Origin of the sequence: Nonlabens ulvanivorans (genome assembly GCF_032922765.1) — a bacterium.
GTDB lineage: Bacteria > Bacteroidota > Bacteroidia > Flavobacteriales > Flavobacteriaceae > Nonlabens > Nonlabens ulvanivorans.
Window position 1 is genome coordinate 1,120,857 of sequence record NZ_CP136694.1, and the last position, 24,587, is coordinate 1,145,443.

27 protein-coding genes and 1 tRNA gene are annotated in these 24,587 nt (G+C 33.4%); 19 read left to right on the plus strand and 9 right to left on the minus strand.

Features of this window, described 5'->3' with window-relative positions; translation table 11 throughout:
• The first annotated feature begins 20 nt into the window (after positions 1-20).
• The 11 genes from R1T42_RS05165 to R1T42_RS05215 all read left to right on the plus strand — a co-directional run bounded on the left by R1T42_RS05165 (position 21) and on the right by R1T42_RS05215 (position 10,483).
• Positions 21-935: an ABC transporter substrate-binding protein gene (locus R1T42_RS05165; RefSeq protein WP_317291557.1), complete on the plus strand. Its 915-nt coding sequence runs from the start codon at positions 21-23 to the stop codon at positions 933-935.
• Entirely contained in the window at positions 935-2,320 is a 1,386-nt protein-coding gene (locus tag R1T42_RS05170; protein WP_317291558.1) for an aldehyde dehydrogenase, read from the plus strand. The genes R1T42_RS05165 and R1T42_RS05170 overlap by 1 nt, the downstream gene beginning before the upstream one ends.
• An 88-nt stretch (positions 2,321-2,408) precedes the next feature.
• Positions 2,409-2,618, plus strand: a complete 210-nt coding sequence (locus tag R1T42_RS05175) for a hypervirulence associated TUDOR domain-containing protein (RefSeq protein WP_317291559.1) — start codon at positions 2,409-2,411, stop codon at positions 2,616-2,618.
• 12 nt (positions 2,619-2,630) lie between these two features.
• A complete protein-coding gene (locus R1T42_RS05180) occupies positions 2,631-2,969 on the plus strand; it encodes a hypothetical protein (protein WP_317291560.1) in 339 nt (112 codons plus the stop codon).
• Between the two features lie 6 nt (positions 2,970-2,975).
• Entirely contained in the window at positions 2,976-3,593 is a 618-nt protein-coding gene (locus R1T42_RS05185) for an L-threonylcarbamoyladenylate synthase (RefSeq protein WP_042247034.1), read from the plus strand.
• 2 nt (positions 3,594-3,595) lie between these two features.
• The gene (locus R1T42_RS05190; RefSeq protein ID WP_042296449.1) at positions 3,596-4,015 is read left to right on the plus strand and encodes a hypothetical protein; all 420 of its coding nucleotides are present in this window, start codon (positions 3,596-3,598) and stop codon (positions 4,013-4,015) included.
• Between the two features lie 126 nt (positions 4,016-4,141).
• Positions 4,142-4,519, plus strand: a complete 378-nt coding sequence (locus R1T42_RS05195; protein ID WP_152565622.1) for a hypothetical protein — start codon at positions 4,142-4,144, stop codon at positions 4,517-4,519.
• Positions 4,520-4,577: 58 nt separating this feature from the next.
• Entirely contained in the window at positions 4,578-5,411 is an 834-nt protein-coding gene (locus R1T42_RS05200) for an alpha/beta fold hydrolase (protein WP_317291561.1), read from the plus strand.
• Between the two features lie 152 nt (positions 5,412-5,563).
• Positions 5,564-6,193 carry a carbonic anhydrase gene (locus tag R1T42_RS05205; RefSeq protein WP_042247134.1) on the plus strand — a complete coding sequence of 210 codons (630 nt, stop codon included), beginning with the start codon at positions 5,564-5,566 and terminating at the stop codon, positions 6,191-6,193.
• A gap of 144 nt (positions 6,194-6,337) precedes the next feature.
• Positions 6,338-8,263, plus strand: a complete 1,926-nt coding sequence (locus tag R1T42_RS05210) for a transglutaminase-like domain-containing protein (protein ID WP_317291562.1) — start codon at positions 6,338-6,340, stop codon at positions 8,261-8,263.
• A 36-nt stretch (positions 8,264-8,299) separates the two neighbouring features.
• Complete coding sequence (locus R1T42_RS05215; protein ID WP_317291563.1) at positions 8,300-10,483, plus strand: DUF3857 domain-containing protein; 2,184 nt, start codon at positions 8,300-8,302, stop codon at positions 10,481-10,483.
• Between the two features lie 12 nt (positions 10,484-10,495).
• Here the strand turns inward: R1T42_RS05215 and R1T42_RS05220 are convergent, their stop codons facing one another.
• The gene (locus tag R1T42_RS05220; protein WP_317291564.1) at positions 10,496-11,452 is read right to left on the minus strand and encodes a hypothetical protein; all 957 of its coding nucleotides are present in this window, start codon (positions 11,450-11,452) and stop codon (positions 10,496-10,498) included.
• A gap of 103 nt (positions 11,453-11,555) precedes the next feature.
• On the opposite strand from R1T42_RS05220, the gene R1T42_RS05225 reads away from it, so the two are divergent.
• Entirely contained in the window at positions 11,556-12,185 is a 630-nt protein-coding gene (locus tag R1T42_RS05225; protein ID WP_317291565.1) for a hypothetical protein, read from the plus strand.
• Positions 12,186-12,256: 71 nt separating this feature from the next.
• Here the strand turns inward: R1T42_RS05225 and R1T42_RS05230 are convergent, their stop codons facing one another.
• Positions 12,257-13,471, minus strand: a complete 1,215-nt coding sequence (locus R1T42_RS05230; protein ID WP_317291566.1) for a peroxiredoxin family protein — start codon at positions 13,469-13,471, stop codon at positions 12,257-12,259.
• Positions 13,472-13,553: 82 nt separating this feature from the next.
• Here R1T42_RS05230 and R1T42_RS05235 point away from each other — a divergent pair, with 82 nt between their 5' ends.
• Positions 13,554-14,153: a pseudouridine synthase gene (locus R1T42_RS05235; protein ID WP_317291567.1), complete on the plus strand. Its 600-nt coding sequence runs from the start codon at positions 13,554-13,556 to the stop codon at positions 14,151-14,153.
• On the opposite strand, the gene R1T42_RS05240 is transcribed toward R1T42_RS05235, so the two are convergent.
• The 4 genes from R1T42_RS05240 to R1T42_RS05255 all read right to left on the minus strand — a co-directional run bounded on the left by R1T42_RS05240 (position 14,133) and on the right by R1T42_RS05255 (position 17,345).
• Positions 14,133-14,741, minus strand: a complete 609-nt coding sequence (locus tag R1T42_RS05240; RefSeq protein WP_317291568.1) for a hypothetical protein — start codon at positions 14,739-14,741, stop codon at positions 14,133-14,135. The genes R1T42_RS05235 and R1T42_RS05240 overlap by 21 nt on opposite strands.
• 128 nt (positions 14,742-14,869) lie before the next feature.
• Positions 14,870-16,180, minus strand: coding sequence for a UDP-N-acetylglucosamine 1-carboxyvinyltransferase (gene murA, locus R1T42_RS05245; RefSeq protein ID WP_317291569.1), 1,311 nt, complete (start codon positions 16,178-16,180; stop codon positions 14,870-14,872).
• A gap of 143 nt (positions 16,181-16,323) precedes the next feature.
• Complete coding sequence (locus R1T42_RS05250; RefSeq protein ID WP_036585012.1) at positions 16,324-16,989, minus strand: DUF4290 domain-containing protein; 666 nt, start codon at positions 16,987-16,989, stop codon at positions 16,324-16,326.
• 68 nt (positions 16,990-17,057) lie between these two features.
• The gene (locus tag R1T42_RS05255) at positions 17,058-17,345 is read right to left on the minus strand and encodes a DUF493 family protein (protein WP_036585010.1); all 288 of its coding nucleotides are present in this window, start codon (positions 17,343-17,345) and stop codon (positions 17,058-17,060) included.
• Between the two features lie 74 nt (positions 17,346-17,419).
• Here R1T42_RS05255 and R1T42_RS05260 point away from each other — a divergent pair, with 74 nt between their 5' ends.
• From R1T42_RS05260 to R1T42_RS05280, 5 genes are all read left to right on the plus strand, one after another.
• The gene (locus R1T42_RS05260; protein ID WP_042247011.1) at positions 17,420-17,953 is read left to right on the plus strand and encodes an AAA family ATPase; all 534 of its coding nucleotides are present in this window, start codon (positions 17,420-17,422) and stop codon (positions 17,951-17,953) included.
• Positions 17,950-19,836 carry a RecQ family ATP-dependent DNA helicase gene (locus tag R1T42_RS05265; protein ID WP_317291570.1) on the plus strand — a complete coding sequence of 629 codons (1,887 nt, stop codon included), beginning with the start codon at positions 17,950-17,952 and terminating at the stop codon, positions 19,834-19,836. Before R1T42_RS05260 ends, R1T42_RS05265 begins: the two co-directional genes overlap by 4 nt.
• Complete coding sequence (gene fmt, locus R1T42_RS05270; RefSeq protein WP_317291571.1) at positions 19,829-20,788, plus strand: methionyl-tRNA formyltransferase; 960 nt, start codon at positions 19,829-19,831, stop codon at positions 20,786-20,788. The genes R1T42_RS05265 and fmt overlap by 8 nt, the downstream gene beginning before the upstream one ends.
• A gap of 147 nt (positions 20,789-20,935) precedes the next feature.
• Positions 20,936-21,208 (plus strand): HU family DNA-binding protein, encoded by a 273-nt coding sequence (locus R1T42_RS05275; protein ID WP_036585005.1) that lies wholly within the window; start codon positions 20,936-20,938, stop codon positions 21,206-21,208.
• 151 nt (positions 21,209-21,359) lie between these two features.
• Complete coding sequence (locus tag R1T42_RS05280) at positions 21,360-21,920, plus strand: YqgE/AlgH family protein (protein WP_036585004.1); 561 nt, start codon at positions 21,360-21,362, stop codon at positions 21,918-21,920.
• On the opposite strand, the gene R1T42_RS05285 is transcribed toward R1T42_RS05280, so the two are convergent.
• The gene (locus R1T42_RS05285) at positions 21,917-22,753 is read right to left on the minus strand and encodes an aminotransferase class IV (protein ID WP_317291572.1); all 837 of its coding nucleotides are present in this window, start codon (positions 22,751-22,753) and stop codon (positions 21,917-21,919) included. The two genes, R1T42_RS05280 and R1T42_RS05285, sit on opposite strands and share 4 nt — an antisense overlap.
• 51 nt (positions 22,754-22,804) lie before the next feature.
• Positions 22,805-23,194 (minus strand): START-like domain-containing protein, encoded by a 390-nt coding sequence (locus R1T42_RS05290; RefSeq protein ID WP_036585002.1) that lies wholly within the window; start codon positions 23,192-23,194, stop codon positions 22,805-22,807.
• A gap of 143 nt (positions 23,195-23,337) precedes the next feature.
• Between R1T42_RS05290 and R1T42_RS05295 the strand changes: the two genes are divergently transcribed.
• Positions 23,338-23,411: transfer RNA gene (locus R1T42_RS05295), tRNA-Met, on the plus strand.
• 28 nt (positions 23,412-23,439) lie between these two features.
• Here the strand turns inward: R1T42_RS05295 and R1T42_RS05300 are convergent.
• Complete coding sequence (locus tag R1T42_RS05300; RefSeq protein ID WP_317291573.1) at positions 23,440-24,453, minus strand: LacI family DNA-binding transcriptional regulator; 1,014 nt, start codon at positions 24,451-24,453, stop codon at positions 23,440-23,442.
• Positions 24,454-24,587 lie beyond the last annotated feature (134 nt).

Genomic DNA, 24,587 nt, shown 5'->3' on the forward strand with positions numbered 1-24,587 from the left:
TAGTGATTAAATTGAATGAAATGAAATCACTAAAAATTGCTTTAGATTGGACTCCTAACGCAAATCATGTAGGCTTTTATGTGGCACAACAGATGGGTTTTTATAAAAATGCTGGTATCGATCTACAAATTATACATGCTGGAGAAGATCATTATAAAATCACACCTGCAAAAAAGGTAGAACTAGGATTAGTAGACTTTGCTTTGTGTCCGCTAGAAAGTGTCATGAGCTATCAGACTAAAGCAAGTCCTTTTTCACTTCAAGCGATAGCAACACTTTTTAAAGAAGATCTAAGTGCAGTGGTCTGTAAGTCAAATAGAGGAATTGAATCACCTAAACATCTTGATGGTAAATCATATGCAAGCTATAAGGCACGATATGAAGATGCTATCATAAAACAAATGATTATTAATGATGGTGGTTCTGGCTCTATCGAACTCCAATATCCTGATAAGTTAGGAATATGGAATACTATAGAAAATAATCAAGTAGACGCAACGTGGATCTTTATGAATTGGGAAGGTGTACAAGCTCAACAAAAAGGTCTAGATCTTAACGTTTTTAAATTAAAAGATTATCAGATTCCCTATTCTTACTCGCCTGTAATTGTAGTAGATAGCAATAAAATAAAAGAAGAACAAACGGTTTATTCAAGCTTTCTTAAAGCCACTAAATTAGGCTTTTTATATGCTCAAGAAAATCCAGATCAAGCCGCAAAAATTTTAAAACCACACTTACCAGAAGCAGATAAATCAATCGATTTGAATGAATGCATTAGGATTAAATGCAACGCCATGGGTGATGAAAAAAATTGGGGAATTTTGGAACCTTTAAGAGTGCAAGAATTTTTAAAATGGTTACAAGAACATCACTTAGAAAATCATCACCTTAAGGCAGATTCTCTTTTTACAAATTCATTACTAATCCATCACTAATGACCGAGATTAATCAAATACACCATTTCCATCAGGTACAGCAAGAGTTTTTTAAATCACAACAAACTAAGGATGTTATATATCGCATTAACGCACTGCAAAAACTAAAGGCGGTTTTAAAGCACAAAGAACAAGAAATCTATGACGCGCTTGCTAATGATTTAGGTAAAAGTGAATTTGAAGCATTTATTACAGAATATCAAGTGATTACTGGCGAACTGGATAAGTATATCAAAAAGACCAAAAAATGGGCAAGTCCAAGAAAAGTGCGACCTTCATTGCTTAACTTTCCATCAAAAGCACGTCAATATCCCGAACCTTACGGCAATACTTTAATCATATCACCGTGGAATTACCCTTTTCAATTGGCACTAGCTCCTTTAATAGGTGCTGTAGCTGCTGGTAATACCGTAATTCTTAAACCTAGTGAATTTTCTACCGCTACATCGCAACTATTGCAAGATATTATCGATGAAGCTTTTATACCACAACATGTAAAAGTCATACAAGGCGATGCGACCATTGCCAAAGAGCTGACCAGTCTCAAATGGGATTATATATTCTTTACAGGTAGTCCACCAGTAGGGAAAGCTATTTATCAAGCCGCTGCAAAACATTTAACGCCTGTAACACTGGAATTAGGTGGTAAAAACCCGTGTGTCATACATGATAGTGCATCGCTTAAAGTGGCTGCACGTAGAATAGTCTGGGGAAAATTTCTCAATGCTGGTCAGACCTGTATTGCACCAGATTACATATTGGTTCATGAAAGTGTGAAACGAGAATTTATTGAACATGTACAGACTGAAATAAATAATTTCTTTGGAGTAAACCCTAAAGAAAGTCCGGATTTTCCTAGAATAATAAGGAAACAACATTTTGAAAAACTAGTAGAAATGTTAGATGATCAACAGATTCTTATCGGTGGTGATCATGATATAAATTCTTTGTTCATAGCTCCTACTTTATTAGATGAACCATCGAGAGAAAGTACCGTGATGCAACAAGAAATTTTTGGTCCTATACTTCCGATAATAAGTTATAAGAATCAAGGTGATATCATCCAGTGGATTGACTCTTATGAAAAATCATTGGGTGCATATATATTTAGTAATAACACTAGGTTTGAGCAATGGTTCATTCAGCGATTTTCATATGGTGGTGGCGTTATAAATGACAGTATTGTACAGTTTGTGAATGAGCGATTACCCTTTGGCGGCGTAGGAAATAGTGGTATTGGTAATTATCATGGTAAAAAGACTTTTGAAACTTTTTCACATATAAAAAGTATAGTACATCGTGGCACCTGGTTAGATATTCCTGTAAAGTATGCCCCATACGATGGTAAATTAAACATCATAAAAAAAGCATTGCGATGGCTCTAACCTTCATAAAATTCTCATAATGAATCCTTAAGATGTTGTTATTACGCTTTCGCGAAAGCGAGATTGCTCTTATCTTTAAAATAAAAAAATGATTAGAGAAGGTAGTAATGTATCATGGAAATGGGGAAATGGGACAGCAGAAGGAAAAGTAAAAGAAACTTATGCAGAGTCTGTTACAAAAACAATCAGTGGTAACGAAGTCAGCCGTAATGGTGAAAGTGGTAACAAAGCACTCTATATTGAACAAGATGATGGAGATATGGTGTTAAAGTTAGAAAGTGAAGTTAAAAAAGCCTAGTTATAAAGTTTTATGATTAACTTTATAAGGAATTTTTATATCATGTTTTACAGTTCAACATCTACAGACTTACAATTACTCTTAATGTCATCTACAGACTGGATGACCTTATTAGTGATTAGTAGTGTCATAGCGCTGGGGACATTTGTGGTTTATCGCCTTTATGACGAGGATGCTGACAAGGCTAAAAAATCGGTTATGATTAAAATAGATCGCAATGGGAAACATAGATATGAGATTAAGGAAAATCTAGATAACGGTAAGGTCTACTTCTGGATGAAGGTGATTTTTTTTATTATCGCTTTAGGTTTACTTTTTATCCCTATTCATAGTTGGTTTTATAAATCATAATTCATCATGGCACAATTAGTACGTATATATGAGGACAATCCTAGTCCCAAGGAGTTACAGCGTATCGCAAAAGCTATGAAAGATGGCGCTCTAATTATTTATCCTACAGATACCGTTTATGGTCTAGGTTGTGACATTAATCATAAAGGAGCATTAGAAAAAGTAGCTAAGATAAGAGGTGTAAAACTTGAAAAAGCAAATTTTTCTTTCATTTGTGAGAGCTTAAGTGATTTAAGTGAATACGTAAGTCAAATTGACACGGCTACTTTTAAAATTCTAAAACGTAATTTACCAGGTCCGTATACCTTTATTTTGCCAGGTAATAACAATCTTCCTTCGGTATTTAAAAAAAAGAAAACAGTTGGTATACGTGTACCAGATAATTCTATAGCTATAGGATTAGTTCAGGCACTGGGCAATCCTATTATTTCTACTTCTATAAAAGATGATGATGAAGTTATAGAATATACTACAGATCCTAGTCTTATTGTTGAGAAGTGGAATCATCTGGTGGATTATGTCATCGATGGTGGTTATGGTGATAACGTTGCTTCTACAGTGATAGATTTAACAGGTAATGAACCAGTATTGATTAGAGAAGGAAAAGGTAGTGTAGAGTTATAGTCATGCGTGTAGAGCGATTAGTTTCTTATTTACTCTTTGGTATCGTTGCTATTCTAGTAATTACAGCTTTTTACAATCCCATTGAAACTATACAATACGTAGAAACAGACACTTATTTTAAGGATGCGCATCGTGAGGCTTTGTTAATATATGCTGCGTTTATTTCTATACCAGGTTTTATGTTCCTTTTGTGGTCTGATAAAAACAACTCCTTTATTGCATACTTATGCTGGTTGATGCTGGCATCAGCAATTATTATTTGTGCTTCCATTTTATATCTTACTTATTTTGTAAACCCATATGATATGGGATTTGATGATTATACAACATATAGCTGGTACATTGCCTATGCTCTCATTGCGCTTATTATTCTCAATATCATCTATTTAGTTGCTAAGCTTTTTAAAGTAGGCAAGGATTAATTCAATTTATATTTATCGATTTTGAAGACTTATTGCACACAAAACACCCATCGAGGTATATCTTTTATATTCTTATTATTTGCTTCAATTAGTACAAGCTATCTTATCTTAAATCATGGATTAGATTTGTTAAACATAAACATAGGCGACACTTATTATGTTTATGCACAGTATCAATATATTACTCTAATTAATGTGTTTCTAATTGTTATGGGTTTGTCTACCTTATGGATTTCATACGGTAAGAATAGGAAAGTCCTTTGGCTACTTGTCATTAATATTTTCTTTGTAACGTTATTTCTTATCATGAATATTCTATTGCAAATGGATATAGTTACAGAGCAACCATTTGATATAAACACCTATGATCCAAAGGCTATTGATTATGTAAGTCGTTATCGATTTTCACTCATCATTCAAGCTCCTATCATTCTGATAACAGCCCTATTGTATCTTCTTATTAATCTGATATCTAAATTGCAACAGATATTAATAAAGTCATAATTCACAATTAATTAGAATCTGCTCTAATCTAGTTTTCTATCTTTAATAAAATTATAATATGCCCTATTTAGAAAAAACGACTGCACAACACGATGCAGATGTTAGTATATATTTTGAAGACCAAGGAGAAGGACAACCTATTATTCTAATACATGGATGGCCATTAAGTGGCGCTATGTGGGAATATCAAGTACCAACGTTAATAGAAAACGGATATCGAGTGATTACTTATGATAGACGTGGTTTTGGTAAATCATCACGTCCTTGGAACGGTTACGACTATCATACCATGGCTGAGGATTTAAATGATCTCATTGAGCAACTAGAAATTGAAGATGTGATTTTAGTCGGGTTCTCCATGGGTGGTGGCGAGTTAGCTCAATATGTAGATACATTTGGAACTAGTAAAATAGACAAACTAGTCTTCATGAGTTCAATTGCACCATATTTATTAAAAACAGATGATAATCCTAGCGGTGCGCCAGATGACGTATTTAAAGGAATGGAAAATGGCATTAAAAATGACCGTGCCGGTTTCTTAAAAGGCTTTGGTTCTGGATTTGTAAATTATGAGGAAAACAAAGAACGTATTTCTCAAGCACAGTTAGATTATAACTTTCAAATTGCATTAGATGCAAGTCCTAAAGGGACATTAGATTGTATCAATGCTTTTGGTCGCACAGATTTAAGAGATGCGCTTAAAAAAATTGATGTCCCTACTCTATTCATTCATGGTGATACTGATAATATTGTACCTATTGAACCTAGTTCAAAACAAGGTCATTCTATTGTAAAAGATTCTAAGTTAGAAATTATAAAGGATGCTCCACATGGCCTGTATGTGACACATAAAGATGAAGTCAACAAAATTCTATTGAATTTTATTAAATAAAATTATATCCATTTGATATTAAAAAGGATTGAGCATATTCTATTATGATCAGTCCTTTTTTTATAAATAACCTTATTAATCATTAGGACCATGTGTTTTAATAGTAGAAATGTCATACTATTTCTTTATTTTTCATGCTAGAAAAAACAGGTATGAAAAATATAAATCAAATTTTTGACAATAATAAAGAATGGATCAAGTCTAAACTAGCAACAGATAGCACTTACTTTGATAAGTTAGCATCTGGTCAAGATCCTGAAATATTATATATAGGTTGTTCTGACAGTCGTGCTACTGCAGAAGAAATAATGGGACTAGGTCCAGGAGATGTATTTGTACACAGAAACATCGCAAACATGGCATCTAATCTAGATCTTACGGCGATGGGTGTTATTAACTATGCCGTTGAGCACCTTAAAGTTGATCATGTAGTTGTATGTGGTCACTACGGTTGTGGTGGTGTAAAAGCTGCTATGCAATCTCAAGATTTGGGAATCTTAAATCCATATTTGAGAAACATACGTGACGTATATAGAATGCATAAAGATGAATTAAATGCTATTACCGATGAGGATTTACGTTATAGACGTCTTGTAGAATTAAATGTACAAGAACAATGCATCAACGTCCTTAAAACTAGTGATGTTCAAATCGCATTTAAACGTCGTGGTATCACTGTACATGGTTGGGTTTTTGATCTTGCCACCGGTGAACTTATTGATCTTAAAATTGATTTTGCTAAGATTCTAGAAGACATTATGGAAATCTATCATTTAGACTAAAACGATAGACCATATCATTAAATATTTATATTATCACGCTTCCGCGAAAGCGTAATTAAACAACACATATATTACTAAAAGCGTTTCCTTGTATAACGATCACGGCGCTTATTTTTAGTAGTATATGTGTTTTATTTTTCTTATATGAAATTATTTGCTCCTGCAATGACACTAAGTTTATTGCTCCTATTATCTAATACTGTAAACGCTCAAAAAGACAAACCTACCGCACAAGAGGTGTCCAAAGCTAAAACGCTTAAAGAAAAATATGAAGATGAAGATGTCGTTATATCTGACAAAAAGACTGAAATCACATTTTCTCGCAACAGTAGAACTAATAAAGTAGAAGTTAGAGAAGAAATTACAACTACTTTTTTTTCACTAGCTTCTAGAGCAGACATAGGCTACAGTACAGGTTATGATAATGAATCATCTATAGAAACATTAAACCTTACTGATAAAAGAAATAAGAGAATTGCATGGAATATCAACGATGAGGCCTACTCTACTCAGTCTATTTTCCATAACGATTACCGTGTCAAATATGCAAAACTCACCTTTCCACTACAAGGCTATCTAAGAACCGTTAAAGAGGTTAAAGAATATAAGGATATAAAATACTTTACTACAGACTATTTTGTAGAACCTTATAGAGTTATCAAAGGAACGATGTCGATCACCATACCAGAGTGGTTAGAAATGGAGATTAAAGAATACCATTTCGGTAATAACGACATCAAAAGATTATCAAAAAAAGTCGGCGCAGATACACAGGTGACTTTTAAAATTAATAATCTCTCACCTATGAAAAGTGAATACCGCATGCCTGGTAACTCTTACATATATCCACATGTTCTTTATTTGACACAGTCCTTTAAAGATAGTAAAGGTGCAGAGATAACGTTGTTTAAAGAAACACAAGACTTATATAATTGGTATTCATCTTTAGTTAATGATGTAGATATACAAACAACTGATATAGCCGTTAAAGTAAATGAACTTACTGCAGGTCTTACTACCGACGATGAAAAAGTAAAAGCTATCTATTATTGGGTACAAGATAATATTAAGTACATCGCCTTTGAAGATGGTATCGCAGGATTTAAACCAGACAGTCCACAAAACGTTTTTAGTAAAAAATATGGAGATTGTAAAGGAATGGCAATACTGTTGAAAACAATGCTGATAGAAGCTGGCTATGATGCTCGATTAGTATGGATAGGTACAGATCATATATCTTATGATTACTCAACGCCATCACTTAGTGTAGATAATCATATGATTACCGCAATTATGGTAGATGGCAAACCTATTTTCATTGATGGTACTGAGAAATTCAATTCTTATGGCACATTTGCTACTAGAATTCAAGGCAAACAAGCCTTAATAGAAAACGGAGATTCCTTTTTACTTAAAAAAGTACCACAGGCTACTCCAGAGTTTAACAAAGAAATATATCAAGGTACTTTCAAGATTAATGGAAATGATCTAGTGGGAATTATGAATAAAGAGCTTACTGGTGAGCAAGCAAGTAGTTTCCTTTATGACTTTACAGGTATGGAGCAAGATAAACGTCAAGAAGTCATGCTAAAAGTTCTAACTGATGGTAACGATAATGCTACGGTAGAAAATGTAAGTGCGTTTGACCCAACAGATAGAGATGCTATTCTTAAACTCAATTATGACATGAAAGTATCTAATGCTGTAAGTAGCTTTGATGACAATCTATATCTTGAACTAGATCCTGTACGTTATCTAGCAAACTGGACCATGGATGAAGACCGTCAGAACTCTTATAAAATGAATAATACCCGAGTTGAACAAAAGAATATCTCGCTAGAACTACCGGCAGGATATACAGTAGAAACTCTTCCTGATGCCATATCAATTGATAATCAATTTCTTAAAGTTGAAGCTCATTACACGCTAGACGGTAACCAAATTAATTATAACTCTCAAATTAAAATAAAAACTCGATTGATTGAAAAAAATCAATTTGATACATGGAACACTGCTATAGAACAAATCAAAAATTTCTATGACGAGCAAATCGTGTTGAAAAAAGCTTAATTACCCAACTAACCAAAGTAATATACTACTAGTACTATGAGATTAATTTTATTAACGATTACCACTTTGTGCTTCACGATCATTGCGCAAGGACAAAGCAAACTAGAAAAAGAACTACAAGAAAAATTTTGGAATCAAACAGGTTCTCAAATAACCGCCATGGAGATTCCTGTAAAATGGAATGAAGAAAGTGCTGTTATTCTTAAAGATCATCGATATATGCAATATATCAATAGTGGAAAAGTAGTTTACTTCAAATCAAATAAACATCAATTAATTAAAATACAAGATCAAGCTTCTCTTGAAGGTTTTTCGGAAATTTCACTGAATAAGGATTCTAAGATTTCTTTTGGATGGACGACAACATCTCGCAAAGAAACCACCATAGGAATACGCATTATTAAAAGTGATGGAACGGTAAGTGTCGTTAATGTAGAAAAGGAAGAAGTTGAAGAAGATGATAAGCGTAAAATAGCAATCCCTAATTTAGAGATAGGTGATATAATCGATATATATATCCAGACTGATCGTAAGGAAAGAGATTTTGATGGATTAGATATTTATCCAGCAGTAGAAACTACCATTAAAGACAACTACCCTATTCTAGACTATCGTATTGCTGTAGAAGTAGAAAATGATTTCTTCTTAAACATGAATACCTATAATGGCGCACCAGCAGTAAAAGAAGAAGAAACAGAACGTAGCGCTACAAAGATGTATGTTGTTGAAGCTCAAAATGTAGATAAATTAGAAACTAATAGATGGTATTTTCCGCTAGTAGAAGAGCCTTCTGTAAAATTACAAGTAGCTTTTGCTAGAAAAAGGTCTAATGAATATGCCGCACAAATCTTTAAAGGCGAAGACGGCGAGCGCAAGGCAACAGTCGACAAAGCAGATGTTCTAGATTATTTTGATCGTAAATTTAATCGAGCTTATAGCTATAGTGCAAAAGAAGTGATCGCTTATATCAAAAAAGGTAAGTTCAAAACCAAGGCTGATAAATTAAAAGCTGGTCTAGATTATATAAGATTCAATAGATACACCAGATTTTTTGAACCTATTTTTGCTTATCAAGCAGATATTGTTGCAGGAACACCACGTACAAAATGTTATAATTTATACTTCGGAATCTATGAAAATGATGCACAGGTAGTAAATGATTTAAGAGCTATTAGTGAAGAATTTGATATTGATTATGACATAGTTCTAGTTCAACCACGATATGATGGTGAATTAGATGATTTGCTGATTAAATCAAATGCGCGTGTTGGTCTTAAATTCAATACACAACCAGAATTATTTTTCTTTGACTTTAGTGAAAATATGACTTTAGAGCGTTTTCCAGAACAATTAGAAGGTGCAGAAGCGTATATAGGATCCGTAGTGAAAAAGAAGAAAATATCTTCGGTCACACGAACAACACTTAGATCTTCAGCAGCAAATGAGAATGTCTATCAGGAAAAAATAAATCTATCATTGAGCGATGATAATAAAGGTTTTAAAATAGATAGAGAACTGTCTGCGACTGGACACTTTGAAAGAGAATATATTTTTTCATGGATCCACTGGACAGACTTTTTAAAAGAAGATTATAGTATATATAAAGATCAAGAGCATTTCTATGAATGTGGTAGTAAAAAAGAATTATTACGATATGCAGAGCAGTTCACAGCGTTAGAAGACAAGAAAATCGAAGAATTTAGAGAGCGTAGAGAAAAATCAACAGATCGCGAATGGGATGCAGCAACAGTTAAGGACTACACCTCTACCGTTATAGAAACTGGTAGATATGGTGACAACTCACCATTAATTGTAAAAGAGACCATGACTCTTAAAGATGGTTATATTAAAAAAGCAGGTAAAAACCTTATCATCGAGATTGGTAAATTTATAGGCGGACAAGTTGAACTTGAGAAAAAAGAAAGAGAACGTACGGTAGATGTCTATCTAGATCATGCTAAAACATACATCTATGAAATAAACCTTGAGATTCCGGCAGGTTATACGGTCAAAGGTATAGATGCCTTAAATAATTCTGTAGATAACGCAACTGGTAATTTTATTACTACCGCAGTTATCGATGGTAATGTGCTTAAGGTAAAGACTATTAAAACTTATAAGAGCAATTACCTTAAAAGTGAACAATGGAATGATATGGCACTGTGGCTAGATGCCGCATTTGCTTTTAATCAAGCAAAAGTCCTTTTGGAAAAACAATAAATTAAGAATTCCTTATAAATTAAAGCGCTCTAGAGATTTTTCTAGAGCGTTTATTTTTTGCTCCATTTTATTAAAGAAAATGGAACGTTCTTTTAAAGAGCTGTCTTTTATCGAGGTAGATTGTCGTATCTGATGTTTAAAGAAATCATTCATTCTATTAAGTATATTACTACCGCTAAATCTGATGTAACCCAACATAGTCATCGTAACAAAGCCTGCAACAGGAATGCCTTTTTTACGTACTACCGCATTATTACTCATTAACAAAAGTTCATGATAATAGATACTGTAAGATTCTTGTAATAAGTCTGCTGACGCATTTTTTAGTAATTCTCTTAAATCATTGCATAACACCTTAGCCGTATCGTGATCAATATAACCAGCCTCGTGATAAAAGTGTATTTGCTGCAAACTACTCGATATCGTGGTGTCATTCCATATTTCAACTCTTTTGAATTGCTCAAATAACGATTTATTTATTTTTATTTGTTCTTTAATAGATAGCGGTAAGTGAAAATCTGCAAAACGCTTGCCTTCCATGGTGTCATCTAGCAAGTGCAACCAGACATATATTTTAAATCGACCTAACAAAGAATCATTAAAGTGATGAAAAACAGGTATATCCTTTGCACTATAGATCCACTCGACATCTTCTTTACCAGCTGCTTTTAAATTAGTTTCCATATCCTTAAAATACTTTTCAAGACTTTCTATAGAATTAATAGTATCAGTAGCAGTTCCTAAAGCTGTCAAATCTTGTTGAGCGGTCATGATCTGATCTAGCGAAAATTGACCAACTTTTGCCAGCTTCATAGATTCTTCTATATCCAACTTAGCTTTACCTTGTATACGGCGATAAGCAGCATCATAGCTTATTTCTAACACATCTGCTAGATGTTGAATAACAGATTTGGTCTTGGGTACGCTTTCGCGAAAGCGTTCTATAATCATCTCTTGAACTAGCATCATATTTGCGATTTTCACAAATTAAAGATACTACATTCTCAAATTACACAGACACATATGTGAAAATCAATATAAATTTGGTCAAAACAAACTAACCAATTATAAAATGAGAATACAAATTTCTATAAAATCTTCATACTATTTGATACTATTATTAGTTATCATCTTACAGAGTTGTGCCACTTTTGATAAGGAATTATTAAATACTAATCCTTTACATAAAGAGAATTTAAGCACGCTTAATGGGTCTTATCATATTATATCTATTAAAGATGATAGTTTAGCTAAAAAATGGAATTCAAAATCCTCATTACAACGCAATAATTTCTTAAAAGAGATTGACCGTAAGGAGTTAAAGGACACACTTAAAATAGATAGTCTTAAAACCTACAGTGTAGAATTAGAGGTTCTCAATCCTAAACAATTACAGATTAATTATATAGAAAATGGTCGCGTTTTTAGAGAACGAATAATAAAAACCAAATTAAAAAAAGATGGCTATCTATACCTTAAAAACAAAAATGTGCAACCTGTTTTAATCCCATACGTGATGGGTGCAATAAGTATCAAAAAAACTAGAATTACAAAATCAATTGAAGGAAATCTAATTTTTGATGCAAATGATCATAGATCAGGTGCTGCCTTTCTTATAATGTTCCTTGGTTGGAATAGAACAAAATACAGACTGGAATATCAACCATTTAAAAGCGTTAAAAATGAAAAAGAAAATATTTAGTAACCCAGAAGTAGAAGCTTATATAAAAGATACCTTAAGACAACTCAAATACTTAAGGTCTAGATGGAGTTTTACTCAGCAGACAAAGAATCTAGGTAAAGGTAAAAATCATCTTTAAATTTTAAGTAAGAATCACCTGTTGCCTTACCATTAAATCCTGTATGGATACGTCTCACCTTTCCATTTTTATCGATATAAATTGTAGTAGGATATGATAGTACATGATTTAGCATTGGTAATTTCTCTTGCGCTACTTTCTTATCTACATTACCATATTGTGCTAGCAATACAGGATAAGGAATTTCTAATTGCTTTTTCATGCGCTCTATAGATTGAAATGCTTTTTCTTCCGTACGAGCATATTCAAAAGCGAGACCTATGATTTGTACATCGGTATCTGGATTTGTCTTTAAATAATCAACATAAAATTGAGTTTCTTCCATACAATTAGGACACCAAGATCCTAATAATTGTACAAGCACCACTTTGTTTTCAAATTGTGAATCACTTAAAGAAATACTTGTACCATCTGAATCTTTAAAACTGAAGTCTAATTGTTCATAGCCTTCTTTAAGAAAGGTCAACTCCTTAGCGTCTGGTAATTCATAAGTATTATTAAGTTGTGCTGTAAAAGGCTCTTGCCAGTGATTGCCACTATAAAAAATACCATACAAGGTTGAGTCTGTTACCGTTGCTTCAAATAAGAAAGCATGTGCACCATCAAAAGTCGAGAGCTTTAATTGATCACCTTCTATCACTCCATCTAGGTAACGATAATCACCTGTGGTTGTTCTAAATGTTCCGGTCACATGCTGGCCATACTGATTGAAAATACCTAAAGCAATATATCGATCCTCATCACTATCAGGACTGAAAACGGTTTCCCATTTACCTGTAATATTTGTAGTAGGCTCTTTTGTTCCTACTTGAAATCTATGTTGATCACCATATTGCATAGTAAATGGCACTACTCTATCTAGACTAGGTTTTATAAAATCTCCTTTAATGGTAATCTCATCTACAAAAACGCCTTTAAATATTCCCTCAAAAATGGGTGGTTGAAATGTTATAGAATCACCTTTAATAGAGATGTCTTCCACCTTAATACGTTCTTTATCGTTAATAAGAATGATCTGTGATTCTTCTGTGACCTCTATTAATACAGGTAGTTCTTTTGCATTACCTAGATCAAGTGTCAATCGCCACGAACCCGATTTTAATTCTTTTGTTACATTAGACTGACAACCAGCTACTAAAATAAAAAGTAATAAATATAAATTTTTCATGTGCAATGTTACCTCTTAATTATCACAGAAACTTCATCTATATAAATTCTAACATTACTTTATAATTCTGCATTTTTGCAAGATGCACAGACATTTTTTGATTTATAAACCTTATCGCATGTTGAGTCAATTTATGACTAATGATAGACATCAAAAAAACAAAAGGTTTTTAGGTGAACTCTATGATTTTCCTGAAAATGCAATGGCTGTAGGAAGACTAGATGAACTATCTGAAGGTTTATTATTAATTACAACCGATGGTCAATTAAGCCATCATATCAATAAATCTGGTAAAGTAGATAAAAAATATGCTGCACTAGTAGATGGTTTAATAACTGATAAGGCTATCACACAATTGCAAAATGGTGTTACCATTAGTATCAATGGCTCAACCTATGATACAAAGCCATGTCAGGTACAAAAACCACATCAGACACCACACTTACCCGAGACGAAGCAAAAAATAAGAGATGAACGTCATGGCCCAACATCATGGGTAAATGTGACCTTGAGTGAAGGCAAATTTAGACAAGTGCGAAAAATGACAGGCGTTGTAGGCTTTCCTACTTTAAGACTTGCTCGAGTAAGAATCGGGCCGTATAATATCGATTCATTAAAAAATCAAGAGGTTATTGAAATATCTGATCAAGAGATAAGATCGCTACTCTTTTATGACTATTAATAGAGATTTTACTCCTGCATTAATCATACATATTTTTTGTTCCATAACCTCACCTTCATCGTCTCTAATAACAATTCCAGAGGTGTTGGGTGCAGAGTAACCTTGATTAAGAGCTTCAATTTCTATTTTATTAAATCCATCTTTTAAGGTAATAGGAAAACCTTGAGCGGCATTTAAGAGCGTCATGTCTGTAATCAGGATTTCATCATTGAGCCATATACGCACACGATCGCCATCTTCTAACCTAGGATCCCAAAGAGTCATCTTTAAGATTTGTTTACCAGTTCTAATTTCACCTAGATAAGTATCATTGATAAAATTAACTGGTGGCGCATCGCTTTTAAATTTTTGTCCTTGAAAGCGTACACCTGGATCCAGTAAATCTGTCTTTTGGGTAAGATCTATGGTCGGCGCTTCACTAGGTCTTACATACTTCTTCTCTTCTGTACTATTAGGAAATAACATAGAACCACTAGTATTAGTTCCAGAAGGTACTGGTTCTATGGTACGTGGTGTGGTAGTAGGGATTTCTTGCGCAGTTGTAAATGCACTAGTAAGTAAGATAAGAAATATAAAAAACTTGTTCATGATTTAAAGCTAGCAAAAGTCTTGCCTAAAACGTTGAATTTTAGACATAATTATGACTAAAGTAATATAAAAAGGTTTAATTACGCTTTCGCGAAAGCGTAATTAAACCCATTATATAGAAAATAAAGTTATGCTAGACGTTCAATCTTAGCACCTATTTTTTTCAATCGGGTATCAATATTTTGATATCCGCGATCAATTTGTTCAATGTTATGTATGGTGCTAGTACCTTTTGCACTTAAAGCTGCAATTAGCAATGAGATACCTGCACGTATGTCTGGAGAAGTCATGGTAGTCGCTTTTAAACTAGACTGAAAATCATGTCCTATAACACTAGCTCTATGTGGATCACAAAGAATGATTTTTGCGCCCATGTCAATCAATTTATCGACAAAGAATAAGCGACTTTCAAACATTTTTTGATGAATCAGTACACTACCTCTAGCCTGTGTTGCCACAACTAAAATAATACTTAATAGATCTGGCGTAAATCCAGGCCATGGTGCATCAGATATAGTGAGAATAGAACCGTCGATATAATTTTGAATTTCATAACCATCTGTATGAGCTGGAATAAAAATATCATCACCTTTACGTTCTATCGTAATTCCTAATTTTCTAAATGTATCTGGAATAATACCTAATTCATCATAAGCAACGTTCTTAATGGTGACTTCACTTTTAGTCATTGCAGCAAGTCCTATCCAGCTACCTATTTCTATCATATCAGGAAGTATGGTATGTGTCGTACCACCTAATTTTTTAACACCATTAATAGTTAACATATTAGAACCAATTCCTTTAATATCAGCACCCATACGTACTAACATCTTACAAAGCTGCTGTAAATATGGTTCGCACGCTGCGTTGTAAATGGTCGTTTCACCAGTAGCCATTACAGCTGCCATAACGATGTTAGCCGTTCCGGTAACAGATGCTTCATCCAGCAACATATAGGTTCCATGAAGCTCATCTGCCTCTACTCCATAGAAATATTCTTCTTTGTTATATCTAAATTTTGCTCCTAGTTTAATAAATCCTTCAAAGTGCGTGTCTAGTCTTCTACGACCTATTTTATCACCACCTGGACGTGGAATATAACCTTTACCAAAACGTGCTAATAAAGGTCCTACTAACATAATTGAACCTCTTAATCCACGACCTTGCACTTTATACTCTTCAGATTGCAGGAAATCTAGATCAACTTGATCTGCTTGAAAGGTATATGATTCAGGTCCATTTTTAGTAACCTTAACGCCTAAGTTATTTAAGAGAGCAATCAATTTATTAACGTCTATAATGTCTGGAACGTTATTGATGCGTACTGGTTCATCAGTTAATAAAACGGCACATAATATTTGTAACGCCTCGTTTTTTGCTCCTTGTGGTTTAATATCACCCTTTAATTGGTGTCCACCTTCTATAATGAATGTTCCCATTTTTGTATCTTATTAATATTTTAAAAATACGAGTATAGTGACGGCTTGAAAAGCTTTCTAGCGATAACTATTCATATTTAATTAACAATGCTATTAACTAAAAAAAGCAGCCCATGGGCTGCTTTTTTTTGATTACATTATAATTATCTAGATCGTTTATGATTGCGATTATTAGATTTATAATTACGTTTATTATTACGTCGTGGTGGATTGGTACTATGATCTCTACGACCTACTGTTTTGTGAATTAAGGATTTTGAATCTAGAAGATCTTCTTCTTTTGCAGCTAGATTGATCTGGCCGTTACTCATTTCAAATAGATGCTTAAAAATCACATTATCATCAACCGAATCCTTATTCCAATTAAGGAAGGATTTTTTCATGTGATTTGCGATAATAAAAGTAAGTGCTTCACGCTTTTCACCTTTTTCCCAGCTCAACGCTACATCGATCATGTTTTGAATATTATTCCCATAAAAACGATATTTAGGTCGTTTTTGAGGATAAGGCATGCGCTCTGGTGAAGCCGCTAATTGCTCTGGATCTGGTAATGGATATGGAGAATCTGCATCTAAATCAAAATCTGCTATGACAAATAATTGATCCCACAGCTTGTGTTGGAAATCTGCTACGTCACGTAAATGAGGATTAAGGTTACCCATAACGCCTACAATTGCTGTAGCCATGCGGTTGCGTTCTTCCTTAGTTTCTAAAGCTTTACAATGCTCAACTAATTTTTGAATATGTCTCCCATATTCAGGTATATTGAGGTGATTACGCTCTGTATTGTATTCTAATGATGGTACCAAAATGATTTTTTAATTACTTGTGAAGAGCTGCAAAATAAACAATTTACAGCAATTATATGATATATTATTTATAAAGAAATAACACCATCTATTTCTCCTACTTCTTTATATTTTTCAATTACAGCGTCAGGAGATTTCATGGTTACTTTAATTGAAATACTGGTATAAGTTCCTTTACTTGAAACCTTATTGTCTATAATTGCTCCTAGCCCATCAAATATATTTGAAATTTTATCTAACTTCTCTGGTAAAGAAGGTACAATAAATTTATACATATATTTTGCAGGCCAGACACTAGTTTCAGCTAGTTGATCTTTAAGGTTTTTGTAAAACGAGTCAGAATTATTTTTGTCCATAATATAAATATCTACAAATATAAGTCAACATATAACGCTGCACTAAAATTGAATTTAGTTATTTTGTACCTGTTATGACAGATTGTAAAAGAATATTACTAATAGGTGGACCAGGATCTGGTAAAACCACCCTAGTGAACTATATAGAATCCCAAGGTATCATCGTACATCACGAAATATCTAGACAGGTAACTCTAGAAGCTCAAGAAAAAGGAATAGAACAGTTGTTTTTAACTGATCCGTTAGCTTTTAGTAATAGTTTATTGGCTGGCAGAATTAACCAATTTAAAAATGCAACTTCAGGAATTAATTACTATGACCGAGGCATACCGGATGTACCTGCATATCATGTATTTACCGGCGATCCTATACCAGATAATTACATAACTGCCTGCAAGGAATATCAGTATGATGTTGTTTTTCATTTACCGCCATGGAAAGAAATTTATGAATCTGATAATGAACGTTATGAGACCTTTGAGCAAGCACAACAAATCAGTAATATTTTAGTAGATTATTATAAAAAGTTTAATTATAAACCTATCGATGTGCCTCAAGGCACCATAGAACAACGTTTTCAATTTATACAAGATCAACTTAACTCTTGAATCTAGAAGCAAAGAACATATTAAAAAACACCTTTGGTTTTGATCATTTTAGGCCACAGCAAGAAGAGATTATAAATGCCGTTATTGAAGGTAATGATGTCATGGCTCTCTTACCTACTGGTGGTGGAAAATCTCTATGTTATCAAATTCCAGGATTAGTACGCACAGGAATTTGTATTGTAATTTCTCCATTAGTAGCATTAATTAAAGATCAGGTAAATGCCCTTAAACAAAAAGGAATAAAAGCTACTGGTATCACTGGTGGCATAAGTTATAAAGACCTCGATGATATTCTAGATAATTGTATTTATGGACAATATCAATTTCTATATTTAAGTCCAGAACGATTGCAACAAAGTCTCGTGCAAGAACGTATATCTAAAATGCGAGTTTCTTTAATCGCAGTAGATGAAGCTCACTGTGTAAGTCAATGGGGTCATGACTTCAGACCTGCCTACAGAGACATTAACTTATTACGCACCATTCATAAAGAAATCCCTATAATAGCAGTTACAGCAACGGCTACAGAATCGGTGCAACTCGATATTATCGATAACCTAGAATTAAAAAGTGCTCAAGTATTTAAAAACAGTCATTTAAGGCCCAATATTTCTTATCAAATAACAAATACTACAGATAAAAACTACTCTTACATCAATTTTTACAAAAAGTATGTAGGTAGTTCGGTTACTTATGTACGTAGTAGAAAAAATGCCATTACCTACTCTAGATTACTTACCACAAATGGTATTTCTTCTGGTTTTTTTCATGGAGGATTGCCCAATAAGGTAAAAGTCGATACCGCGCAACGATGGATGAAGAATCAGACCCAAGTCATAGTTGCGACTAACGCTTTTGGGATGGGAATAGATAAACCAGATGTGCGTACAGTCACTCATCTACAACTACCAGACAGTATAGAAAGTTATTATCAGGAAACTGGTCGTGCAGGACGCGATGGAAAAGAAAGTATAGCACAGTTTTTTTATAATATTAATGATATTAATCACGCTCAAAATCAATTCATCAAATCTCTACCTACGGTAGAAAATATCAAATTTGTTTATCGCAAACTCAATAATTACCTGCGTATTGCGATGCATGAAGGCGAAAATACGACTCATCAATTAAGCTTCTCAGACTTTGCCAGCACCTACTCTATTAATGGAATGATGTGTTATAATGCACTTCTGACGTTAGACCGTTTTAGTGTGATTAGCTTATCACAAAGTTACCATAGAAGGTCTAATATACGCTTTCGCGAAAGCGGGAAAAATATCATTGATTTTCTAGGAAATCAAAAAGATATGAATGCCATTGTTCAAGCTATTTTGAGGACATACGGTAGCAGTACTTATCAAGATTTAGAAATCAACACCTCAATAATCGCGTTACGTAGTAACACGAGCGAGCAAAAAGTGATTGAAACACTACAGAAACTTGAAGAACGGGAACTGATAGAGGCTAATATTATTGATGCAGATACCCAAATTAACTTCTTAGAACCACGTGATGACGATCGCACTATCAACCGATTTTCTAAAGAACTTACTAAACAGAATAAAATAAAAAAACAAAAGTTAGAGCAAATGTTCTACTTAGTTACTCAAAAACAAAAATGTATTAATGTTCTTATCCTGAGATACTTTGGCGAGAATTCCCAACCTTGTGGTAAATGCTCTGTTTGTATCGGTAAAGTGCCTCAAATTCTGGTACTAGATAAAATTAAAGATCTTCTAATTAATAAGGATTTAAATAGCGGCGATATCGCATCTTTGCTACCACAAATAGATAAAAATAATTTAATAGAAACCATAAGCTTGCTATTAGAGCAAGGAAAAGTTTCTCTTCTGGACAATCATAAATATCACTGGAATGGATAAACCCTTAAAAATTGTGTTTTTTGGCACACCTGAATTTGCTACAGGTGTATTAGAGACTTTACATAATTCTCATCATCAAATCGTTGCGGTTGTTACTGCTGTTGATAAACCTGCAGGACGTGGTAGGAAGTTAAATGAAAGTCACGTAAAACAGTTTGCTATTCAAAACAACATCCCTGTTTTACAACCTAGTAATCTAAAAGCGCCAGAATTTATAAAAGAATTAAAGAGCTATAATGCAGATTTACAGGTGATTGTAGCTTTCAGAATGCTTCCTAAGTTGGTATGGAACATGCCTGCCATGGGAACTTTTAACCTACATGCTAGCCTTTTACCCGAATATAGAGGTGCCGCACCTATTAACTGGGCTATTATTAATCAAGAATCGCAATCTGGTGTTACGACATTTTTCATTGATGAAAAAATAGATACTGGAGCTATTATAGACCAACAAAGTTGTGACATTGATGAAAACGAAACGGTAGGTACCTTATATAAGAAGCTTATGGACATGGGAAGTATCTTATCGCTTAACACCGTAAATAACATTGCAGCTGGCAAGATTACGACGCAAACACAGCCTATGAAGGACACTCTTAAAGAGGCTCCAAAGCTTAACGCTGCAAATACTACAATAGACTGGAACAATAGTACCAAAGCCGTAAATGCTATGGTGAGAGGATTATATCCTTTTCCTGTTGCAAAAGCTGTTTTAATACAAGAAAATATAGAAACAGTTAAAATTTATCAGACATCAATACGATTAGAAAAGCATAAAATGAATCCTGGAAGTATTGTTATTGAAGATGATATTTTTAAAGTAGCATGTACAGATGGGTTTTTAATCATAGATGAAATGCAATTACCCAATAAAAAAAGAATGGATGTAAAAAGTCTATTGAACGGATATAACTTTAGCGCTGACGCTAGATTCCACAACGGATTGCTGTAAATTCAGTTAAAAAGTCTTAACTTATTAACAATCGTCCAGTTTTATAAACAAATTTTATCATTTATCGCTCTAATCCTTGTGTGGTAGCATAATCCGTATAAATTTGTTCCACGTTTTAGTTTAACCAACATTAATTTAATTTCAATTATGAACAAAACAGATTTAATCGAAGGAATGGCAGAGCATGCTGGTATTTCAAAAGCAGCAGCTAAAAAAGCATTAGAATCTTTCTTAGGTAACGTAGAAAAGTGTCTTAAAAAAGGTGATAGAGTATCTTTAGTAGGATTCGGATCTTTCTCAGTTTCTAAAAGAGCTGCACGTGAAGGTAGAAACCCACAAACTGGAAAAACTATCAAAATCGCTGCTAAAAAAGTAGTGAAATTCAAAGCAGGTAGCGATTTACAGAAAGCTGTAAACTAATTACCACTTTGTTGAAAGTATCAACCCGATTCTGAAAAGAATCGGGTTTTTCTTTGTCTTAAAATGTCAGTGAAATAGAATTATAGAAAATTATCGTGAACTGCATGGGTGTTTTTAAAAATAATTATTTAAGTTTAAGAATAATTAATTCATGAAAACAACAGAACTACATAAAGGAAGCTTACTTGTTTCAGAACCTAATATTATAGGTGATGAATCTTTCTCTAGATCAGTAGTGCTATTAACTGAATATGATGAGAATGGAATTGTGGGCTTTATTCTTAATAAACCGTTACAATTCACACTTAATGATTTAGTTCCAGAAATAGGATTAGAACTTCCTGTTTTTCAAGGTGGTCCTGTAGAAATGGATAATTTATATTTCTTACATTCAATCCCAGACTTGATTCCCAACTCACACCTTATAGCAGATAATATTTATTGGGGTGGTGATTTTCAACGTGTACACCATCTTATAAGTGAAAATAAGATCACTGGTGATGAGATTAAATTTTTCTTAGGATATTCTGGATGGCATAAAGATCAACTGTTACAAGAGATTAATGAGCGTTCTTGGGTTATCAAACCTAATACCTCGTCAGAACTTATCTTATCTGATGAAATTCATGGCTTGTGGAAGAAGGAAATGTTAGAATTAGGCGGTAGTTATGAGTTATGGTCTAATGCACCAGAAAACCCTTCTTATAACTAATCGAAAAATTTATCATTAAAAATTTCTAATAATTCTGTTGCTAATTCTTTATTGAATTCTTTTTTTCTGTATTTGTTTACACTTTGAATTCCCTTTATGACATTAGTTGTGAAAATTTCATCAGCACGTTGTAATTCAAATGGTGATAATGTTTCTTCTATGATATCATAATCGAGCATGCGCTTCAATTGCTGTATGACTTGTTCCCTCATTAAACCATTAAGACAACCGTCTAATACTGGTGGAGTTTTTACTTTATTACCTGTTCTAACAAAGACATTTCCAGAAATACCTTCGGTAATCATTTTTTTCTCATTTACCAGAAACATTTCTTGGTAGTCATTATCTAATGCATACCTACCAGCAAGAACATTAACAATCTTATTTGTGGATTTAATGGTATTTAATAATCCAGATAAAACGTAGTGATCTTTAAATAACTCGGCTATACGATTTGTATTATTTTGATAAATACCATCTAATTCTGTAGATTGAATGCTGTAATGTACACCATTATCTAAAGGTGTATAAAGACCACCAGCCTTACGCCATACAGTAAACCTCACTCTAGCATGTCCTGTATTGAGGTTATTTTGATTTAATATATCAACTATTGAATCTTCAATAAACTCTGGTGTGAAGGATGCTGGAATATCCATTCTTAAAATGCGCATACCAGACATAAGTCTAAAATAATGCGCTTCATAAAGTAATGGTTTCCCGTTAAAACATCTTATTGTTTCAAATATCCCATCTCCATAAAATGTTCCTCTATTATTAAATGCAATGGTAGCATAATTACTAGATTCTAACTCACCGTCAATATTTACCATAAAAAAAGCCCTGTTTAATTCAGGGCTCAAAATTAGGTATAGAAATTAGGTTTAACTAGAACCTAGTACTTTTTTTAACTCTCCAATTTGATTTTCCCAAAACATTTTTTGATCATCTACCTCATCTTCATCATCTCCAAAATCAGTAATCATTAAAGAAACATCCTTTGTAATCTCATCAACTTGAATACTCATTTCAAAATATTTTTTAGTATCCTCATCATAATCCCATTGAAAACGAGCTCTTTCCTCACTAACTCGTTTGATAATTTTTGCTTTTTCCTCAGATCCATCCCAGATAAATCTAAAGTACTCACCTCTACTATTTACATTATCTGCAAACCATTCTGACATTCCTGATGGTGTTGCGATGTATTGATACAATAATGCTGGTGAGACGTGAATAGGAAACTCCAGGTTAAATTTGATTGGTTCTTGCATGAGATAATTACTTTGATGGCAATATAGTAGATAAATCCTGAAAAGAAAAAATCAATTTCAGAAAAATATTAAGAGAATTAGATTTGGTTAGAATAAAGAAATAAGTATATATTTGCAGCCGCTTAGGCAAGTTTGCTTAACATGGCGTGGTAGCTCAGCTGGTTAGAGCGCAGCACTCATAATGCTGAGGTCGGCGGATCGTGCCCGCCCCACGCTACGAAAGTCCTCTTTTAAAGAGGACTTTTTTATTTTCTAGTAGTTCCTCTTTCTAGTAATGTAGTCTTTAAGGTATGAATACGAGTCACTTGTACCTCATCCTTATTCTTCATTAAGTTTAAAATTCTAGTAAAGGTTTTTTTACCTAATTCTTTTGAATGTTGATCTACTACGGTTAATTGAGGATATGAATATTTTGCCATTGTACTATTAGAATAGCATATAATTTGTAATTGTTCTGGAACTTTAATATCTAATTCCTTTGCTTTATTAAGTGCCATAATACCTGATCGTTGATCTAAAGCTATGATTGCATCAGTTTTTTTATTAGTCAAGGTTTCTTCCATTTTCTTCATAAAAATGTCATCCTCATCTTCTAATACATATTCAAGCTTTAAATCTGGACAATTATCGACTTTTAACCTTATTCCTTGTTCTCTAAGTTGTCCAACACTTAATTTACTAATAGTTGAAGCAACACATAAACTACGATCTCCCTTTTTCTTTAAAAAGTCTACTAATCTAGATCCAGAAGCAGCATCATCAACAATTATCTTATCACAGTCTAAATCATCAATAACTCGGTCAAACATGACTAATTTTAAATCGGAGTTAAGGATATCATTGTAATGCTCATATTGATTAAGCTCTTGTGTTTCCATTGATGCAGCAATGATAAATCCATCTACAGCACCGTTAGAAAACATTTCTATATAATCCCTTTCCTTTATATAAGATTCATTGGATATACAAATTACAATTTTGTAATTGTGTTGAGAAGCCTCTTCTTCTATTCCCATCAATACTTGTCCAAAAAAATCATTCACTATTTCTGGAAGTACTACGGCAATTGTTCTGGTCTCTCTATTTCTTAGAGACGCAGCTGCCGTGTTAGGCCTATAACCCATTAATTTTGCTAGTTCTTTAACACGTGTTTTGGTATCCATACTAATCTCTGCACTGTCCTTCAATGCTTTGGACACTGTAGATGTAGATAGTTGTAATTTCTCAGCAAGTACTTTTAGCGTTGGCTTTTGATTCATTGTAGTAGTTCTAAAAAGTAAAGATAGGCTTAAATCGTAATATTTATTGAATAAATGCTTTCGCGAAAGCGTAAAAAAACTTGTTGTTTTTAAACATTTGTTAATTTAATCGATTAAACGCACTTAACATGGGT

Coding starts and splice junctions, on each gene's coding strand:
- R1T42_RS05165 (WP_317291557.1), top strand. CDS start 21: ATGAAATCACTAAAAATTGCTTTAGATTGGACTCCTAACGCAAATCAT.
- R1T42_RS05170 (WP_317291558.1), top strand. CDS start 935: ATGACCGAGATTAATCAAATACACCATTTCCATCAGGTACAGCAAGAG.
- R1T42_RS05175 (WP_317291559.1), top strand. CDS start 2,409: ATGATTAGAGAAGGTAGTAATGTATCATGGAAATGGGGAAATGGGACA.
- R1T42_RS05180 (WP_317291560.1), top strand. CDS start 2,631: ATGATTAACTTTATAAGGAATTTTTATATCATGTTTTACAGTTCAACA.
- R1T42_RS05185 (WP_042247034.1), top strand. CDS start 2,976: ATGGCACAATTAGTACGTATATATGAGGACAATCCTAGTCCCAAGGAG.
- R1T42_RS05190 (WP_042296449.1), top strand. CDS start 3,596: ATGCGTGTAGAGCGATTAGTTTCTTATTTACTCTTTGGTATCGTTGCT.
- R1T42_RS05200 (WP_317291561.1), top strand. CDS start 4,578: ATGCCCTATTTAGAAAAAACGACTGCACAACACGATGCAGATGTTAGT.
- R1T42_RS05205 (WP_042247134.1), top strand. CDS start 5,564: ATGAAAAATATAAATCAAATTTTTGACAATAATAAAGAATGGATCAAG.
- R1T42_RS05210 (WP_317291562.1), top strand. CDS start 6,338: ATGAAATTATTTGCTCCTGCAATGACACTAAGTTTATTGCTCCTATTA.
- R1T42_RS05215 (WP_317291563.1), top strand. CDS start 8,300: ATGAGATTAATTTTATTAACGATTACCACTTTGTGCTTCACGATCATT.
- R1T42_RS05220 (WP_317291564.1), bottom strand. CDS start 11,452: ATGATGCTAGTTCAAGAGATGATTATAGAACGCTTTCGCGAAAGCGTA.
- R1T42_RS05225 (WP_317291565.1), top strand. CDS start 11,556: ATGAGAATACAAATTTCTATAAAATCTTCATACTATTTGATACTATTA.
- R1T42_RS05230 (WP_317291566.1), bottom strand. CDS start 13,471: ATGAAAAATTTATATTTATTACTTTTTATTTTAGTAGCTGGTTGTCAG.
- R1T42_RS05235 (WP_317291567.1), top strand. CDS start 13,554: ATGCACAGACATTTTTTGATTTATAAACCTTATCGCATGTTGAGTCAA.
- R1T42_RS05240 (WP_317291568.1), bottom strand. CDS start 14,741: ATGAACAAGTTTTTTATATTTCTTATCTTACTTACTAGTGCATTTACA.
- murA (WP_317291569.1), bottom strand. CDS start 16,180: ATGGGAACATTCATTATAGAAGGTGGACACCAATTAAAGGGTGATATT.
- R1T42_RS05255 (WP_036585010.1), bottom strand. CDS start 17,345: ATGGACAAAAATAATTCTGACTCGTTTTACAAAAACCTTAAAGATCAA.
- R1T42_RS05260 (WP_042247011.1), top strand. CDS start 17,420: ATGACAGATTGTAAAAGAATATTACTAATAGGTGGACCAGGATCTGGT.
- fmt (WP_317291571.1), top strand. CDS start 19,829: ATGGATAAACCCTTAAAAATTGTGTTTTTTGGCACACCTGAATTTGCT.
- R1T42_RS05275 (WP_036585005.1), top strand. CDS start 20,936: ATGAACAAAACAGATTTAATCGAAGGAATGGCAGAGCATGCTGGTATT.
- R1T42_RS05280 (WP_036585004.1), top strand. CDS start 21,360: ATGAAAACAACAGAACTACATAAAGGAAGCTTACTTGTTTCAGAACCT.
- R1T42_RS05285 (WP_317291572.1), bottom strand. CDS start 22,753: ATGGTAAATATTGACGGTGAGTTAGAATCTAGTAATTATGCTACCATT.
- R1T42_RS05290 (WP_036585002.1), bottom strand. CDS start 23,194: ATGCAAGAACCAATCAAATTTAACCTGGAGTTTCCTATTCACGTCTCA.
- R1T42_RS05300 (WP_317291573.1), bottom strand. CDS start 24,453: ATGAATCAAAAGCCAACGCTAAAAGTACTTGCTGAGAAATTACAACTA.